This window comes from Thermodesulfovibrio hydrogeniphilus, from assembly GCF_054657355.1.
The window spans coordinates 378,920-395,773 of sequence record NZ_BAAHYW010000001.1; the positions used below are offsets into that span (position 1 = coordinate 378,920).

20 protein-coding genes and 2 tRNA genes are annotated in these 16,854 nt (G+C 37.5%); 11 read left to right on the forward strand and 11 right to left on the reverse strand.

Features of this window, described 5'->3' with window-relative positions; genetic code table 11:
* The first annotated feature begins 247 nt into the window (after positions 1 to 247).
* From ACYQ3P_RS01940 to ACYQ3P_RS01955, 4 genes are read left to right on the forward strand one after another with little or no spacing between them, the layout of a single operon-like run.
* On the forward strand, positions 248 to 391 hold the full coding sequence (locus ACYQ3P_RS01940; RefSeq protein ID WP_460176272.1) for a hypothetical protein: 144 nt from the start codon (positions 248 to 250) through the stop codon (positions 389 to 391).
* A gap of 49 nt (positions 392 to 440) precedes the next feature.
* Positions 441 to 833 (forward strand): metal-dependent transcriptional regulator, encoded by a 393-nt coding sequence (locus ACYQ3P_RS01945; RefSeq protein ID WP_460176273.1) that lies wholly within the window; start codon positions 441 to 443, stop codon positions 831 to 833.
* 24 nt (positions 834 to 857) lie between these two features.
* A complete protein-coding gene (locus tag ACYQ3P_RS01950) occupies positions 858 to 1,631 on the forward strand; it encodes a slipin family protein (RefSeq protein ID WP_460176274.1) in 774 nt (257 codons plus the stop codon).
* On the forward strand, positions 1,618 to 2,355 hold the full coding sequence (locus ACYQ3P_RS01955; RefSeq protein WP_460176275.1) for a TVP38/TMEM64 family protein: 738 nt from the start codon (positions 1,618 to 1,620) through the stop codon (positions 2,353 to 2,355). The genes ACYQ3P_RS01950 and ACYQ3P_RS01955 overlap by 14 nt, the downstream gene beginning before the upstream one ends.
* Here the strand turns inward: ACYQ3P_RS01955 and ACYQ3P_RS01960 are convergent.
* From ACYQ3P_RS01960 to ACYQ3P_RS01975, 4 genes are read right to left on the reverse strand one after another with little or no spacing between them, the layout of a single operon-like run.
* The gene (locus tag ACYQ3P_RS01960) at positions 2,345 to 3,322 is read right to left on the reverse strand and encodes a beta-ketoacyl-ACP synthase III (RefSeq protein ID WP_460176276.1); all 978 of its coding nucleotides are present in this window, start codon (positions 3,320 to 3,322) and stop codon (positions 2,345 to 2,347) included. The two genes, ACYQ3P_RS01955 and ACYQ3P_RS01960, sit on opposite strands and share 11 nt — an antisense overlap.
* Positions 3,312 to 4,319 carry a phosphate acyltransferase PlsX gene (gene plsX, locus ACYQ3P_RS01965; protein WP_460176277.1) on the reverse strand — a complete coding sequence of 336 codons (1,008 nt, stop codon included), beginning with the start codon at positions 4,317 to 4,319 and terminating at the stop codon, positions 3,312 to 3,314. Before plsX ends, ACYQ3P_RS01960 begins: the two co-directional genes overlap by 11 nt.
* Before the next feature lie 7 nt (positions 4,320 to 4,326).
* Positions 4,327 to 4,509 (reverse strand): 50S ribosomal protein L32, encoded by a 183-nt coding sequence (gene rpmF / locus ACYQ3P_RS01970; RefSeq protein ID WP_460176278.1) that lies wholly within the window; start codon positions 4,507 to 4,509, stop codon positions 4,327 to 4,329.
* Positions 4,502 to 5,020, reverse strand: coding sequence for a YceD family protein (locus tag ACYQ3P_RS01975; protein ID WP_460176279.1), 519 nt, complete (start codon positions 5,018 to 5,020; stop codon positions 4,502 to 4,504). The genes rpmF and ACYQ3P_RS01975 overlap by 8 nt, the downstream gene beginning before the upstream one ends.
* Before the next feature lie 146 nt (positions 5,021 to 5,166).
* On the opposite strand from ACYQ3P_RS01975, the gene ACYQ3P_RS01980 reads away from it, so the two are divergent.
* The gene (locus ACYQ3P_RS01980) at positions 5,167 to 5,415 is read left to right on the forward strand and encodes a hypothetical protein (RefSeq protein WP_460176280.1); all 249 of its coding nucleotides are present in this window, start codon (positions 5,167 to 5,169) and stop codon (positions 5,413 to 5,415) included.
* On the opposite strand, the gene ACYQ3P_RS01985 is transcribed toward ACYQ3P_RS01980, so the two are convergent.
* Entirely contained in the window at positions 5,395 to 6,126 is a 732-nt protein-coding gene (locus tag ACYQ3P_RS01985; RefSeq protein ID WP_460176281.1) for a hypothetical protein, read from the reverse strand. The genes ACYQ3P_RS01980 and ACYQ3P_RS01985 overlap by 21 nt on opposite strands.
* Before the next feature lie 1,064 nt (positions 6,127 to 7,190).
* A complete protein-coding gene (locus tag ACYQ3P_RS01990) occupies positions 7,191 to 8,471 on the reverse strand; it encodes an IS1380 family transposase (protein WP_460176282.1) in 1,281 nt (426 codons plus the stop codon).
* A gap of 197 nt (positions 8,472 to 8,668) precedes the next feature.
* On the opposite strand from ACYQ3P_RS01990, the gene ACYQ3P_RS01995 reads away from it, so the two are divergent.
* Positions 8,669 to 8,977, forward strand: coding sequence for an alanine-zipper protein (locus ACYQ3P_RS01995; protein ID WP_460176283.1), 309 nt, complete (start codon positions 8,669 to 8,671; stop codon positions 8,975 to 8,977).
* An 8-nt stretch (positions 8,978 to 8,985) separates the two neighbouring features.
* Here the strand turns inward: ACYQ3P_RS01995 and ACYQ3P_RS02000 are convergent, their stop codons facing one another.
* The 3 genes from ACYQ3P_RS02000 to ACYQ3P_RS02010 form a co-directional block, all read right to left on the reverse strand.
* A complete protein-coding gene (locus tag ACYQ3P_RS02000; protein WP_460176284.1) occupies positions 8,986 to 9,912 on the reverse strand; it encodes a L,D-transpeptidase family protein in 927 nt (308 codons plus the stop codon).
* Positions 9,913 to 9,936: 24 nt separating this feature from the next.
* Positions 9,937 to 10,011: transfer RNA gene (locus ACYQ3P_RS02005), tRNA-Glu, on the reverse strand.
* Between the two features lie 10 nt (positions 10,012 to 10,021).
* Positions 10,022 to 10,092 (reverse strand) — tRNA-Gln (locus tag ACYQ3P_RS02010).
* A gap of 70 nt (positions 10,093 to 10,162) precedes the next feature.
* Here ACYQ3P_RS02010 and ACYQ3P_RS02015 point away from each other — a divergent pair.
* The 5 genes from ACYQ3P_RS02015 to ACYQ3P_RS02035 are packed head-to-tail and all read left to right on the forward strand — an operon-like array spanning position 10,163 to position 14,255.
* On the forward strand, positions 10,163 to 10,798 hold the full coding sequence (locus ACYQ3P_RS02015; RefSeq protein ID WP_460176285.1) for an indolepyruvate oxidoreductase subunit beta: 636 nt from the start codon (positions 10,163 to 10,165) through the stop codon (positions 10,796 to 10,798).
* Positions 10,749 to 12,044: a phenylacetate--CoA ligase family protein gene (locus ACYQ3P_RS02020; RefSeq protein ID WP_460176286.1), complete on the forward strand. Its 1,296-nt coding sequence runs from the start codon at positions 10,749 to 10,751 to the stop codon at positions 12,042 to 12,044. Before ACYQ3P_RS02015 ends, ACYQ3P_RS02020 begins: the two co-directional genes overlap by 50 nt.
* A 10-nt stretch (positions 12,045 to 12,054) precedes the next feature.
* The gene (locus ACYQ3P_RS02025; protein ID WP_460176287.1) at positions 12,055 to 12,483 is read left to right on the forward strand and encodes an ACT domain-containing protein; all 429 of its coding nucleotides are present in this window, start codon (positions 12,055 to 12,057) and stop codon (positions 12,481 to 12,483) included.
* Positions 12,484 to 12,508: 25 nt separating this feature from the next.
* A complete protein-coding gene (locus tag ACYQ3P_RS02030; protein ID WP_460176288.1) occupies positions 12,509 to 13,813 on the forward strand; it encodes a phenylacetate--CoA ligase family protein in 1,305 nt (434 codons plus the stop codon).
* A 10-nt stretch (positions 13,814 to 13,823) separates the two neighbouring features.
* The gene (locus ACYQ3P_RS02035) at positions 13,824 to 14,255 is read left to right on the forward strand and encodes an ACT domain-containing protein (RefSeq protein WP_460176289.1); all 432 of its coding nucleotides are present in this window, start codon (positions 13,824 to 13,826) and stop codon (positions 14,253 to 14,255) included.
* Here the strand turns inward: ACYQ3P_RS02035 and ACYQ3P_RS02040 are convergent.
* The gene (locus tag ACYQ3P_RS02040) at positions 14,244 to 15,809 is read right to left on the reverse strand and encodes a thiamine pyrophosphate-dependent enzyme (protein ID WP_460176290.1); all 1,566 of its coding nucleotides are present in this window, start codon (positions 15,807 to 15,809) and stop codon (positions 14,244 to 14,246) included. The two genes, ACYQ3P_RS02035 and ACYQ3P_RS02040, sit on opposite strands and share 12 nt — an antisense overlap.
* A gap of 325 nt (positions 15,810 to 16,134) precedes the next feature.
* A complete protein-coding gene (locus tag ACYQ3P_RS02045; protein ID WP_460176291.1) occupies positions 16,135 to 16,728 on the reverse strand; it encodes a tetratricopeptide repeat protein in 594 nt (197 codons plus the stop codon).
* Between the last annotated feature and the right edge of the window lie 126 nt (positions 16,729 to 16,854).

Here is a 16,854-nt window from a genome sequence, read left to right on the forward strand (position 1 = left end):
CGTCATTGCGTTCCTCTCTCCGTCATTGCGAGGAGCGTCTCTTTTTCCGTCATTGCGAGGAGCGTCAGCGACGAAGCAATCTCGCCGTCATAGTGCCATAGAGCGACAGTGCTACAGAGCGACAGAACTTATTTTAAGCAGAGATTGCTTCGGCATCCTGACGGATGCCTCGCAATGACCACCCTCACCTTCAATTGCGAGGGACGAAGTCCCGAAGCAATCTCTAAACATTTGTAATACGTAAAAAGTGAGAAGTGAGAAGGAAGGAGTGAGGAGTGAAAAGGAAAAAGATGAGATTGCTTCGCATCCTTCGGATGCTCGCAATGACAGCAAAAAATACTTAATTTTCAAATGGTTATACCAATTTTTGGATTTCTATCTCTATTTTTGATGAAAATCTGGTGATTGCAAACGAAGGGATTAAAAAGTTATAATTTAGTGTGAAAAATGAAATTAAATTAGAGCTTACTGAAAATCTTGAAGACTATCTCTATGAGATTTATGAAGTTCTAAAATCTGCTCCTGTTGTAAGAATTAAAGATATTGCTGAAAGAAGAAATGTAAAGCTTTCAAGCGTTGTAATTGCTGCAAAGAGTCTTTCAGAAAAGGGATTAATAAATTATCAAAAATATGGCTATATTACTTTGACTGAAGAAGGACTTGAAATTGCAAAACAGATAGAAAGCAGAAAACAAATTCTATACAATTTTTTAACCCAAATTTTGAAAGTCAGTCCTGAAACTGCACTTAGAGATGTTCATAAAATTGAGCACGACCTATCTTCAGAGACAATTGAAAGAATAATAGATTTTACAAAGGAATTTTCAAAATAAAATCAAAAACCATTGGAGGTGGGTATGTTCTTTGAAACTTCGCTTTTAACATTGATTGTAATAGTTTTTTTGGTTATTTATGTGCTTAGCAGTGCAATCAAGGTGTTGAAGGAGTATGAAAGAGGAGTTGTTTTTAGACTTGGAAGGATTATACCTGTGAAAGGTCCAGGCTTAGTGCTAATTTGGCCTGTAATTGATAAAATGGTCAAAGTAAGTTTAAGAATTGTTACAATGGATGTTCCGCCTCAGGATATCATTACTAAGGATAATGTCTCTGTCAAGGTTAATGCGGTTGTTTATTTTAGACCAATTGACCCAATTAAGGCAGTTACAGCAGTTGAGGATTTTTATTATGCAACAAGTCAGATTGCCCAGACAACTCTAAGAAGTATTTTGGGACAGAGTGAATTGCAGGACCTTCTTACAAATCGTGAACAGATTAACGCTGAGCTTCAGAGGGTCATAGATTCGCAGACTGAACCATGGGGAATAAAGGTTACCGCTGTTGAGGTTAAAAATGTTGACCTTCCACAGGAAATGCTTAGGGCTATGGCAAGACAGGCGGAGGCAGAAAGAGAGAGAAGGGCTAAGATTATTCATGCTGAGGGAGAATTACAGGCAGCAGAGAAACTCACAGAGGCAGCAAGAATTATTTCATCAGAACCTGCAGCATTGCAGTTAAGATATTTGCAGACTCTTAAAGAGATTTCATCTGAAAAGAATTCAACTATACTTTTCCCTCTTCCAATGGACTTAGTTACTCCGTTTTTGGAGAAATTAAAGGGTGACAAAAAATAAAATTACATTGAGAGCACTGTTGAGGTTATTTCTCCTCGCAGTGCTTATTTCTTTAATCGTTTTTTTATCTTACGAATTTGGGATTATAGATTTTTTTCTCAATGAAGAAAAGCTTAAAAATTTTATCAAATCTCTTGGACCATTTGGTTTTATAGGTTTTGTTATCCTTCAGGCTTTTCAGGTTGTTGCAGCACCTATTCCCGGAGAAGTTACAGGTCTTCTTGGTGGTTATTTGTATGGAACTTTAGGTGGAATCATTCTTTCCTCTATCGGACTTACTCTTGGTTCAATGCTTGCTTTTATTCTTGGAAGAAAATTTGGCAGACCCTTTGTTGAAAGGGTTGTTGACAAAGCTATTTTAGGTAAATTTGACTATCTTCTCCATCACAAAGGAGCTTTTCTTGTATTTTTTTTGTTTCTCTTGCCCGGTTTCCCAAAGGATTATCTTAGCTATTTTCTCGGGTTAAGCAGGCTTTCTTTGCTTGAATTTACTGTTATTGCAGGAGTAGGAAGACTTCTTGGAACAGTGCTTTTGTCTATTGGTGGAAGTTATCTTAGGCATCATGAATATGAGAAGTTTTTTAGCCTTGCAGGTATAGCCACTGTATTTATGTTAATCGTATGGTTATTCAAAGAGAGAATAGAAAGACTCTTAAGGCTTTGGCATATACACAAATATAAAAATGAAAAAAGCAATAAGAAAAACAGTAATTCTACCACTTAATCAGTGCAGCACCCCATGTAAGTCCTGCACCAAAGGCAGCGAGCATTATATAGTCTCCCTTCTTTATTTTTCCCATCTCAAAAGCCTCATCTAAGGCAATTGGTATTGATGCAGCAGATGTGTTACCGTATTTGTGTATGTTAACCATAACTTTATCCATTGAAAGACCGAGACGATTTGCCATTGCCTGAATAATTCTTATGTTTGCCTGATGAGGAACAAGAAGGCTCAGTTGGGAGGAGTTTATGCCTGCTTTTTTAAGGGTTGTTTCAACAACTTCTTCAAGGGTTTTGACTGCTACCTTAAATGTTTCATTTCCCCGCATCTTAATAAAGTTTAATCTTTGTTTTATTGCATTTTCATCCACAGGAATTTTTGAACCACCAGCAGGCATGTGAATAAAGTCCCACATTGTTCCGTCTGAGAATATGTCAATTATTTCTATTCCAGCGTCTTCTTCTGTGCCTTCAAGAATTACTGCTCCAGCACCATCAGCCAGTAAAACGCAAATGCTACGGTCTGTCCAGTCAGTAAATCTTGATAGAGTCTCAGCTCCAACAACAAGAGCCCTTTTGTAAACTCCTGTTTTTATAAATTTCTCGGCTACGGAAAGAGCAAAAATAAAGCCTGAACAGGCTGCATTTATATCAAAGGCTACTGCATTTTTTGCTCCGAGCTTCATCTGAAGCATGCATGCTCCTGAGGGTGTGAGCATATCAGGAGTGACCGTAGCTAAAACTATTAAATCTATATCTTCTGGAGTAAGTCCAGCTCTATTTAATGCTTTCATGGAAGCCTCGTAGGCAAGGTCACTTGTTGCTTGCTCAGAAGAGGCGATTCTTCTTTCTTTAATGCCTGTTCTCTCTGTTATCCATTCATCTGATGTATCAACCATTTTTTCAAGGTCAAAATTTGTAAGCACCTTTTCAGGAGTATAAGAGCCTGTTGCTATTATTTTAGCTTTCATTTATAACCTCCGTTGCCATTAAGCTTTCTGAAATTCTTTTATATATTTCTTTCTTTGCCATTTCACTGGCTACTTTTATTGCATTCTTAATAGCCTTTGCTGATGACCTTCCATGACATATTATACTCGTGCCGTTGATACCCAAGAGTAAAGCTCCGCCGTATTCAGAATAATCAATTTTTTTGCGAAAACTTTTTACAGCAGGCTTTATCATCATATACCCAAGCTTTCCTGTTATCAATTCTGTAATTTCTCTTTTAAGCATTTTCATCAGCGCCTCGGCAAGTCCTTCGCCAACTTTTAGAACTATGTTTCCAACAAATCCGTCGCATACAACAACATCAGCCGAGCCAAAGAATATGTCTTTGCCTTCAATATTTCCTGTGAAATTAAGATTAGATTTTTGAAGAATTTTAAATGCCTCTTTGGTTGCCTCATTCCCTTTTGTGTCTTCTTCTCCTATACTCAAAAGAGCTATACGAGGTGATGTTGAATTAAAAAGAGCTTTATGATAAGCCTCTCCCATATAAGCAAACTGCACAAGATGTTCAGACTTGCAGTCAACATTTGCTCCAGCATCAAGGAGAATAAAATGTCCTTTCAGGCATGGCATTACTGTGGCAATCGCAGGTCTTTCAACATTTGGAAGTTTACCGATAAGTAGAAAACTCAAAGCCATCATTGCACCAGAATTACCAGCACTTAATACAGCCTGCGCCTTGCCTGCTCGGACAAGTTCAACAGCTTTTCTCATAGAAGTATTCTTCCTTCTTATTGCCGATGAAACACTCTCTTCCATCAGAATTTGGTCATCGGTGTGGAGGATTGAAATTTTACCTCTTAATCTTCTTTTTTCTGGGAGGGCTTCTTTGATTTTTTCTTCGTTACCTACCAGTATAACCTCTATTTCTTGTTCAGAAACAGCTTCCAGAGCGCCAAGAATATTTACTTCGGGGGCATAATCGCCCCCCATTGCATCAACAGCAATTTTGAGCATTTTGAGATTACTCTTCAACCTCTAAGAATTTTTTGCCCTTATAAGAACCACAATTCGGGCAAACCCGATGGGGTAATTTTGGCTCCTTGCACTCAGGACACAGAGTTAAATTGGCACTGCTTAATTTAAACCAATTTGCTCTACGCTTGTCCCTTCTTGATGGAGTATGACGATGTCTTGGATTAGCCATTTGTTTTTGTCCTCCTTAAAAGTGATTGTAATACCGCAAATCTTGGGTCTATTTCTTCTTTTTGACATCCACAATCAAATTCATTTAAATTGTTGCCACATATTGGGCATAAACCTTTACAGTCCTCTGAACATAAAGGTTTCATTGGTATATTCAATAAAATCTGGTCACGAATTATATCCTCTGTGTCTATAATCCCTTTCCTGTAAAAAGCTACTTCCATCTCATCTCTTTTCAGTTCAATTAGCTCTTCCTTATTAAGTTCCTCTATTGGATGATAGGAAATATCTACTAATGACTTAATAGGCATTATAAAGTCTTTAAGACATCTGCTACACTGAAGCTCAATCTCTCCACTTACAACTCCCTTTATAAGAACTTTATCTCCCTTTTTGTCAATACGAAGAATCGCCTTAAAGGGGGTTGTGATCCGCATACCCTCCAGAGCTGGAGATTCAGTAATCTCAATATCTAAACCTTCTTCTGGTATATCAAAGACCTCTATTTTCATTCTAAAACCTCAAAAAATAAATTCTCCCGATTAACGGGAGATTTTATATTTTAACAAAAAAAGAGCAAAATTTGTAAATTTAATAAATTACCCAAAAATAGAGATAGACACTAGTCACTGCAAGCCCCCCTGTTGCGAGCGATAGCGTGGCAATCTGGGGCGAAGCAATCTCTCTCTCCTCCCCGTCATTGCGAGCGAAGCGAAGCAATCTCGCCTTTTCCCCTTCAAAAAGATTGCTTCGCATCATTGGGATGCTCGCAATGACAGCAAAAAATACTGAATTTGAAAATGGTTATGCCAATTATTGGATTTCTATCGCTATTTTTGGGATTACCCTGTTTTTAGGCTATTATATTTTAGATAATTTAGGCTTTTTATTTTTCAAAAAATTTTAAAGCTTCAATGAACAAAAATGATTTGTCTTTATCACTTCCTATTTCTCTTATAAAAAGTTGTCTTTGGCTTTTTATAAATTCTGCTATATTGTCTATTAAAAGTGTTTCAAAAAACTCAGAAGGGATTGGGATTTCAAGAAAACCGTCTGGGAAAAGAATAAATTTGCTAAAGAAAGGATTTTTCTCAAGGGTTACAAAGATTTTTTCCATCAACTCACTTTGTGCAGAAAAATTCTCCCGTAAAGTATAAAATGCTGTTTTCAATGAGTTTTCAAGAAAGTAGCCATCCCATATAACAGGAAAATTCCCCTTAAAACCTTCGCATTTTCTGAAAGCTTTGTTTCTTCTTTCTCTGATTACCAAATCTTGCATTTCTTCAGGGAAAGTGATGGAAAAAGGAACAGTTCTGCATTGAAGAGGCTTTAAATCATTATGAATTGAGCAAAGCGAGTTTTTGAGCATTCTGCATTTTGCTCTGAACCTGTTACCTGCAATGAAGTCACCAATAATGAAAAAATTTTTATAGCTAAATGTTAGTTCTTTTAGATAATCTCTGTGAGTATCATTTACAGGATAGATTTTTCTAAAACCAATTGTGATTGGAAAGAGTTTGTATAGTTTGTTTATTTCTGGCAAAGTTATTATAGTTGCTCCTCCACAGCAAACAGATGAGCAAGTTTTAATACACTGAAATCTTATTTCTTTTTTCAAAGGTTTCCCCTCCTATTTTAAAAGCTTAAAATTTATTATAATCTAAATTTAGCGATTCTCTTGCGTTATCGCGAATGCTCGCCATACTTTGGCTTGCAATAGTCTCTACGAAATAGCATAAAGATTGCTTTGTCATCCTATCGGATGCTTCGCAATAACCCCCTCATCGTCATTGTGAGGATATTTTTTAATTAGTAATTGCGATAACACGAAGTGTACGAGGAAATTTCGTTTTTTTCTTCCCAAGAAAAGATCACTGTGGCATCTTACGATGCCTCGTTATGACTGAAAAAGTAGTCATTGGGGTGGACTTTAGTCACAAAGCAGTCTCTACTTCCTCTTTTAATAAGGAACGGCATTGCCTCGCTTTGCACTGCTCGCAATAACGGATAAAAATGTCCTGCGAGCCTCTTAATGACAGCAAAAACATTTATTCAAATATTCATAGCCATTTTTAAATTATATCGCCATTTTTGATTTTTACCAAAAGATAGAGATAGAAATCCAATAATTGGCATAACCATTTTCAAATTCAGTATTTTTTGCTGTCATTGCGAGCATCCCAATGATGCGAATCAATCTCTTTGAAGGGGAAAAGGCAAGATTGCTTCCTCCTCGCTTCGCTCGCAATGACGGAGGGGGGTATCCTCGCAATTACGGAGAGGTGTTCACCATCCACCATCCACGAATCACAATTCACCAGTTAGAGACTGCTTCGCCTCCTTCGGAGGCTCGCAGTGACGATGTTGTGGATTGCCACGCTATCGCTCGCAACAGGGGGCTCGCAGTGACGAGTGTCTATCTCTATTTTTCGGTGGGACCCAAAAATAGAGATAGAAAACTGACAGTTTTATTTTGACCCTTTTCAGGACAATTTTTTATTAAAATTATCCTCTATGTCCTCCTATTTCTTCCTTTTCGTAATAATTTTCCCTATTTTTTTCTCTCTTTTTTATAATTTTCACCTATTAATTAACCTCAAACTTGCCTTTTTAGACAATATTCACCCGTGTTTGTTTTTTATTGCTCTATTTTTTTATCATTTTATCTTGCAAATACTCTTCTTATACAAATGCCATTATTTTTTTTCTTATATGAAGTAGAAGATTAAATTTCTCAACTGTGGTTGATACATGAAGCCATAACCTTCTGCCATGTTTTACCATTTTCCCTGCTATCTCTATAAAAAACCACCTTATTGTGCTTATAGTCTTGTTCTTATACTCTTGCGGTAAAATAAGCTCCCTCTTCAAAACAAAAACATTATATGCAAGCACTCCAAGACAAAACCACATCGCATTTCCCTCAAATTCTCCGCTGGGTAAACTCTCCATCCCTATCCCGTTCTTTAATTCCTTAATGATATTCTCCATCTGCCCCCGCTTGTTATACTCCCATACAACTTCTTCTGCTGAACTTTCTCTGTCAGTTGCTATCACATGGTAACAATAAGGCTCGCTATCAAATAAATCTATCTGCTCTTTCTTCCACCTCTGCACAACCAGCCTGAATGCCTCTGTGCCCTTCATAACATGCACTGTCTCCCCTATCTGTCTGTTTGTAAGTATCCCTTCCTCTGTCCTCAATTCTCTCCAATGCTTTATTCTCTTTATAGCATCCATCACTGCCCCTGTCTTATCTGCTACTATACTGAATGTTGTGCCTTTGCTTCTGAGAAAATTTATTACTTCTGCTGTGTAAAACTCACTGTCAAGACAGGCATGCTTTATCCTTTTTCCTTCAGGCAACAGTTCATATGCATGTGAAAGTGCTTGAAGTGGAACTCCCGCTACATTCCCATGCCTAAACTCATGATAAACGATAATGGGCAACTCCTTAAATGCGGTAACTATAGGTTTGTACCCCTTCACCCCTTTATAGGTCATCTTTGCATCATACTTTTCAGTCTCTATTATTGTAGGGTCTGACCAAAGAGTATATTCTTTCGCTTCATGTATTTGCAATGCTTTCCTGTTTGCTTTATCTATAACTGTTTTCAATTTAACTATGCCTTCGCCATTGCCACTTCTTCTTATCCAGTCACCTACTGCAGAGCTTGATGGGACTTTTCCCATGCCAGTGCTCTCCCTTAAAGCTTTATCTTCAGCAATTTCTCTTAAATCATCTATGTGTCTTCCTCCTGCAAGTAACATAAGAACGATGGGATGAATATATTGCCAAGCATCATATCCTCTGTTTGAACCCGGAGATGGCATTATCCTCTGAATAAGCTTTTTAACTCCAAAAGCCAACATGAATTCTGTAAAAAGAGTAGCTCCTGCATGGGGAGTTAACTTTTCATCTGTTCTTTTAAACTTGAAATTAAGCAGAGTTTGTTTTATCATATCTTAAGCTCCTTGTGTATAATAGTTCACCCAATGGGTGATTTTGTTGTTTCCATATAAACTATTATACACAAAGGAGCCTCTCTATTTTAGTAGATTTCTATTTCTATTTTAGGGGTGGGACAGAAGGGTTGCAAAAAAATAAAAATTAGTGTAAATTATGAATATAAAAAATTTTGAAAGGAGGTGAAAGGGAAATGAAGAAATTATTAGCTATTGCATTAGCAGTCATGTTTGCAGTCGCATTTGGTTGCGCATCAAAGGATTATGTAAAGCAGGAAATTGATCCAATAGTTGACAGACTTGGAAAGCTTGAAAGCAAAGTAGACGCCCTTGACAAAAAGATTGATGCTTGTTGCAAAAAGGCTGATGAGGCATTAAAGAAGGCTGAAGATGCAGCAAAGAGAGCTGAAGATGCAGCAAAGAGAGCTGAAGATGCAGCATCAAGAGCAGAGGCTGCAGCACAGAAGGCTGGAAAAGCATTTGAACTTCAGCAGAAGAAATAATTTTTATTTCATAGCCACAGGTCTGATTGTATGACCTGTGGCTTATTTTTTGTAGTTACTGAGGTAGGAATTCCTGTTTTCTTTTTAATCACATAATAAAGCTTAAATGTATCAACGGATTTTAATAATCCTTTTTTTGCAAGCTGTTCAGTAGCATTTTGCAGATAATCAAAGTCTTTTAATTGATCATCCCAATGCACTTCAACATAGACATCATCTCCAATTTTTGCAACCTTTACAGGTTGCCTTACAATAATAACTTCTGTTCCAACAGGAACCATTTCAAAGAGCTTTGGAATATCCTCAGGATAAAGCCTTATGCATCCATGCGTTACTTTTCTTCCGACAGCCCAAGGTCTATTAGTTCCATGAATTAAATAACTCAATCCTGAAAGCCTCATTGCATGCGTTCCAAGAGGATTTTCAGGACCGGGTGGAACTACAGCAGGAAGCTCGGGTCTTTCCTGTCTTATTGACTCTGGAACATACCAAGGAGGATTAACCATTTTGTGGCTAATTTTGTATTTTCCAACAGGAGTCTCAGTCCCGTCATCCCCTATTCCAATAGGGAATGTTGTAACAAACTCTTCTTTGCCTTTTTTATAAAAATAATAAAGCCTCATCTCGGAAAGATTTATTATTATTCCATTGAAATTATTCGGTCTGTCAGGAAGAATCCAAAAAGTTGGCACGGTGACTGTTTTTCCTTCTCCGGGTACGAATGGGTCAAGATGAGGATTTGCCTCTGTTATTTCGTTGTAACCAAGATTATAAAGACGGGCAATTTCAATTAAAGATTCTCTATTTTGAACCACATGCTTTTTGATCTCGCCAATGATGTTTGTATTTGAGTCAATGCGAAAGGTTGCTCCGAATGAAGGAGCAAAGCTCAAAGCAACAATAAAAAAAATTGATAATACTATGAATCTTTTCATATTCATTTGTTTACATTAAAAAAACGGTCCCAACGGGATTCGAACCCGTGTTTTAGCCTTGAGAGGGCTACGTCCTGGACCTGGCTAGACGATGGGACCGTCTAAACTACTGGGGAGAGAGGATTCGAACCCCTACAAGCAGATCCAGAGTCTGCCGTCCTGCCGTTAGACGACTCCCCAATCATTAATATGTATATCATAAAATTAAGCCCATTGTCAAATTAAAAAGATTTGTGTTAAAATTTTCAACATGTCAGTTACAAACATTATAATGGTTGGCACAGGTGGGCAGGGAATTGTTCTTGCAAGTAGAATTATTACCCATGTAGCCTTTCAAAGCGGATATGATGTAAAAGAAAGTGAATTACACGGAATGGCTCAAAGAGGCGGTAGTGTTCTGGGACATATAAGATTTGGAAAGAAAGTTTTTTCACCCTCAATCCCTTATGGTGAAGCGGATATTCTTGTAGCTTTGGAAGAAATGGAAGCTGTAAGATATCTGAGATTTTTAAAACCCTCAGGCATTATTATTTTAAACAGAAAAAAAATACCTCCCGCAGCTTTGGAAAATGTAAAATATCCCGAGAATATTGAACAATTTCTGATGGAAAAAGGATTTAAAGTTTTTCCAATTGATGCAGAAAAGGTTGCCAAAGAAATAGGAAATGTAAAGGTAGAAAATTCAGTTGTTATTGGCTATTTGTCGGCATTTTTGGATTGTAAATTAGATTGCAAAGAAGAAGAATGGCTTGAGGTGATTCAAAACTCAGTTCCGCCTAAAACAGTTGAGCTTAATATAAAAGCATTTCAAGAAGGGAGGAGGTTAGCAAAAGAAAATGCAATTTTGGAACAAGGAAGTAGAAACTTTACCGAGGGAACAACTTGAAAAGCTTCAATTTGAAAGGTTAAAAAAAACTCTCCGAAGAGTCTATCAAAAAGTCCCCCACTATAAAGCCAAATTTAATCAAGCCAATATTAAGCCTGATGATATAAAAAGCCTTGAAGATGTCAGAAAGCTTCCATTTACAACCAAAGAAGACCTTTATGTTGACTATCCCTTTGGTCTTTTAACCATACCTGTTGAAAAAGTTATCAGGGTTCATACATCAAGCGGTACAACAGGCAAGCCAAAGGCTATTTTTTTCTCAAAAAAAGATATAAATAACTCAGCTGAACTAATTGCAAGATGTTTAGTTATGACAGGAGCCCGTAGAGGTGATATTTTACAAAACTCAATGACCTATGGTCTTTTCACCGGTGCTTTTGTAATGCACTATGGTGCAGAAAAGGTTGGAATATTTGTTATTCCAGCAGGACCGGGAAACACTGAAAGGCAGATCAATTTAATGCGAGATTTTGGAACTACAATGATTCATATAACTCCAAGCTATGCTCTTTATGTTGCCTCTGTGATATTTGATAAAGGGCTTGACCCTCGCAAAGACTTGAAATTAAAAAGAGCCTATTTGGGTGCTGAGCCATACTCAGAGGAGACAAGAAGAAAAATAGAGGATTTATTGGGCATAGATGTATATAACTGTTACGGATTGACAGAAATGAACGGTCCTGGGGTTGGTTTTGAGTGTATTTATAAAAACGGTTTACATATTTGGGAAGATAATTTCTTGCTTGAGGTAATTAATCCAGAAACTGGAGAGCCTGTGCCTGATGGAGAGATAGGAGAGCTTGTTCTAACCACTCTTAACAGAGAAGCAATGCCTCTTATTAGATACAGAACAAGAGATTTGACAAGAATAATACCAGAACCATGCAGATGCGGAAGGACACACAGAAGAATTGCAAGAATTTTAGGCAGATCCGATGATATGTTTATTGTGAAGGGTGTAAATATATTCCCTCAGCAAATAGAGCAGATTTTGATGAGTATCAAGGGAGTAGCTCAGAATTATCAGATTGTCTTAGAGCCAATTGATGAGTTGGTAGTCAAAGTTGAGATAGACAAAGAAATTTTTGACGGTAAGATAGAGAGACTTATAAAGATTAAAGAAGAAATAATTGAGAAAATCCGCTCTGCAACTATGGTTAAGCCAAAAGTTGAGTTACTTGAACCCGGCACACTTCCTGTAAGTGAAGGCAAGGCAAAAAGAGTATTTGACAATAGAACGCTTTAAGGAGGTTTCAATGAGTAAAGTTTATATGATATCGATTTTTGCTGAAAACAAGCCCGGAAGACTTGAAAAAATTACAAAAGTACTTGCTGAGGCTGATATAAACATACTTGCTTTCTCAATTACAAGCACTAACGGCTTTGGAGTAATAAAATTTTTAGTTAACAAATGGAATGAAGCCTTTAAGCTTTTTAAGGAAAAGGGCTTTACAGTATCGCTAAATGAAGCAATAGGAATAGAAATGAAAGATCAGCCCGGAGGACTTTATGAGGTTGTAAAGATATTATCATCAAAGGGAATTAACATAGAAAGTGCTGCTGTGTATGTTGCAGAAACAAGAAAAAAAGCCTATCTTATTGCTGAAGTTGAGGATACTGAGAAAGCAAAGAAAGCTTTAGAAGGAGAAAACCTAAAATTCTTAACTCCTGAAGAAATTAAGTGAGGTGATGAATATGGGGGTGATGAATATGTATTGGAATAAAGAAGCAGAATGCATTCCTGAAGAAAAACTAAGAGAATTACAACTTCAACGACTAAAAGATGTGGTAAGACGGGCTTACGAAAAAGTTCCATACTATAAGAAAAAGTTTGATGAAGTGGGTATTACACCAGATGATATTAAAAAACTTGAAGACATAAGACACATTCCCTTTACTGGTAAAGTTGACCTAAGAGAAGTATATCCCTTTGGAATGTTTGCTGTGCCACTCAGCGAAATAGTAGAGATTCATATGTCAAGCGGAACAACAGGCAAACCTGTGGTTGCAGGATATACTCTGAATGATATTGAAATTTGGGGAGAAGTAATGGCAAGATGCCTAACAATGGCAGGAACAACGAAGAATGATATTGTTCAGGTTGCCTATGGATACGGATTATTCACAGGAGGATTTGGCGTTCATTATGGAGCAAGAAAAATAGGTGCAATGATTGTGCCAGCCTCTGCAGGAAACACAAGAAGGCAGATTGAAATAATGAGAGACTTCGGCACAACTATACTCACATGCACACCATCTTATGCACTTTACATGGCAGAAGTTGCTCAGGAAATGGGTATAGAGCCAACCACTCTTAAGCTCAAATCCGGTTGTTTTGGTGCTGAAATGTGGACAGAGGAGATGCGAAAAGAGATTGAAAAAAGATTTGGACTCAATGCTTACAATATCTACGGACTTACTGAAATAATTGGTCCGGGAGTTGCCCACGAATGTGTTGAAAAAAAGGGTTTACATGTATTTGAGGACCATTTTCTCATAGAAATCATTGATCCAGAAACAGGAGACCCGCTTCCAGATGGAAACAGAGGAGAACTTGTTATCACACCCCTGACCCGCGAAGGGATGCCAATGTTGAGATTCAGAACAAGGGATATCACTTCTATAATCAGAGAAAAATGTGCCTGCGGAAGAACTTTTGCAAGAATAGAAAGAATCAGGGGCAGAAGCGATGACATGATAAAAGTGAGAGGAGTCATGCTCTTCCCATACCAGATTGAAAAGGCTATCTTGGAAGTTCAGGGCGTTGAACCCCATTATCAGATTATCATTACAAGACCCCAGTATCTTGATGAGATAGAGGTTATGGTTGAGATGTCAAAGGAGACATTTTCCGATGAGGTAAAACAAATTGAAAACTTGAAGAAGAAATTGGAAAAGAGGATAGAAGAAATTGTTGGCATTAGGGTAAAGGTAACTTTAGTTGAACCAAAGAGCCTTCCAAGAAGCGAAGGTAAAGCAAAGAGAGTAATTGATAAAAGAAATTTGAATCAGTAGGAGGACTAAAATGAAGATAAAGCAGGTTTCTGTATTTTTAGAAAACAAAAGAGGAAGACTTTATGAAGCACTTCGTGCCCTTGCAGATGCGAATATAAACATCAGGGCACTTTCAATTGCAGACACATCTGAATTTGGAATCTTAAGACTAATTGTTACAGACCCGGAAAAAGCAAAGGAAGTGTTGGAGAATAACGAATTTACAGTGAAGCTTACAAATGTAATTGCTATGGCAGTAAAAGACAAACCCGGTGGACTTGCAGAGTGCCTTAAATATCTTTACGATGCAAATATCAACATAGAATACATTTATGCCTTCGTAGAAAAATCTGGCGAGAAGGCAGTAGTAGTCCTGCGGACTGAAAATCTTGATAAAACAATATCTGTCCTTCAGGAAAAGAGCGTGCAAATACTCAGCTGGGATGATGTTTTAGCTCTTTAATTTTCGCGCAACCAAAACGCACGCTCTCTTTGCAATGACAACATTAACCCCGGGGCTATCAAGCCCCTTTTTTATTGCCTCGTATGTAACCTTTTTGTCATATGGGTCAACAACTTCAACTGAGTCTGCTCCACAGGCTTTGCAAATTTCAGCAAGTTCAACGGATTTGGTCCTTTCACCCTTTGCAGTAATTCCAAGCTCAGGAGTTGGTTGATGACCTGTCATTGCAACAACAGAGTTATCAAGAATGCATACAAGAATATTTGCCCTGTTATAGACTGCATTGATAAGAGCAGGGATACCTGTATGAATAAATGTTGAATCACCCAAAACAACAGCAACACGGCTCACACCTTGCAGTGCAATTCCAGAAGCCTTGCTTATACTTGCCCCCATGCAAAGACATGTGTCAATTGCGTTAAGGGGTGGATTTGCACCTAAAGTATAGCAACCAATATCACCGGTCACAAAATTTGGCTTTGCCTCATTTAGTGCCTTATAAAACTCTCTGTGTGGACATCCGAGACAAAGCACAGGTGGACGAGGAAGAAGAAGATTGGCTGGCGGTTCTGCAGTAACGGGTGGTATTTGGTGATTGGCAAACAATTTTTTTACTGCATCAATACCAAGCTCGCCTTCCATTGGTAGCTCACCAGAAAGCTTGCCTTTAACATTTTGATGAAACTTTCTCACAATAGGCTCAACAAATGGATAACCTTCTTCAAGGACAATAACCTCGTCAAGATTGCTTACAAATTCTTTGATTAATGCCTCATCTACAGGATAGGCTGAGATTTTAAGAATTGGAAGATTTTCAGCAACTTCCATTGCATAAAGAAAAGTAATTCCACATGCTACAATACCTTTGTTAGAATTGCCGGGAAATATTTTGTTAAGCTCATGTTTTTTTATGATATCAAGTATCTTTTGCTGCTTTTCGTTAAGTCTTTTATGAAGATTTATAACATGCTTTGGAATAGCAATCATCTGCTCAGGATTTTTTTCTATTTTTAAAGGATTTTCCTGTCTTCTCGTTCCCATAGTAACAGGACCGTAGCAATGCAGAAGCCTTGTAATGCTTCTTAACATAACAGGAAGTCCCAATTCTTCCGAAACATCAAAGGCTAAAATGGTCAAATCCTTTGCCTCCTGAACATCAGAGGGCTCAAAGCAGGGAATTTTTGCAAACATTGCATAAAATCTGCTATCCTGCTCATTTTGAGAAGAGTAAGCTCCCGGGTCATCTCCCACAGCTAAAACCAGTCCACCCCTTACACCAAGATATGCAGAGGTCATAAATGGGTCTGAAGCTACATTCAAGCCAACATGCTTCATTGAACAGAGAGCTCTTTTTCCTACAAGGGAGACTCCATAAGCTACTTCGTAGGCTACTTTTTCATTTACAGACCATTCTGCCTTTACAGGCGAATTTTGAGCAACATATTCAAGAATTTGAGTTGCAGGAGTTCCCGGATAGGATGAAGCATAAGAAATTCCTGCTTCTATTGCTCCTTGAGCTATTGCAGATGTTCCAAGCATTAATCTCTTTTCCATATCTTTCTCCTTTGAAGAATATGAGCTAAATATTTCTAATATACCACATTTGTTTGAAAAATTAGATAGATGCTCCTCACTGCAAGCCCCTGAGATCAGGTAAAGCAGTCTGTAATTGTGACTGGTGGTTGGTGGATGGTGAATAGTGAATGGAATATTTTTTCTATAATTGCGACTTCGAGCAAAGCGAGACAATCTCGCATTCCTCTTTCAGCAACCAGCTCGCCAAGCAGTGCGAAGCACTGCTTGCAATGACGAAAAGATAAATTTATGCTCGCAATGGACAAAAAATCGCTCAATTTAGAGATAAGTAATTAGGAAGAGATTACTTATTCAAATTTAAAATTGCCTTAAAAAGAGGATGATTCCTTATAGGTTCATAGGTCTTTGAGGTTTTTAGGTAATTCCAATTATTATAACCCTTTTCAATAGCCTTTAGAAGCCATTTGCAAGCTTCTTCTGGCATTCCTTTGGCTGCATAAAGTTCAGCCATGCTATTCAAGGCATAAATGTTATTAGGATTAAGCTCAATTGACTTTTTAATATCTCGTTCAGCTTCTTCCAGTTTTCCCATCAAAAGAAAAGTAAAACCTCTGTTATTATAGGGCATTCCATTATTAGGTTTCAGTTCAATGGCTTTATTATAATCTGCTATAGCAAGCTCATAAAGTCCAAGGACAGAGTAAACTATTCCTCTATTGTTATATGCAAGAAAATAATCTGGTTTTAGTTCAATGGCTTTAGTATAATCAGCAATGGCAAGATGATAAAGCTTTTTTCTATAATATGCATTCCCTCTTTCCTTATATGCCTGATGGTTTGTAGGGTCTTGTTCTATCATTTTCGTATATTTAGCAATAGCAATATCATGCTTTTTACTTCTTATCAATTTGAGCTTTTTGTTTATTGACTGTGACATACTATAAACATTTTATTTCTTTTTCAGACTTTATTTCAACCAAATTTGCAAATTTTTCTAAATGTAAAAGATTTTTCACTTAAAGCACAAAAATATAGAGATAGACACGCTTCACTGTTCGCTCAC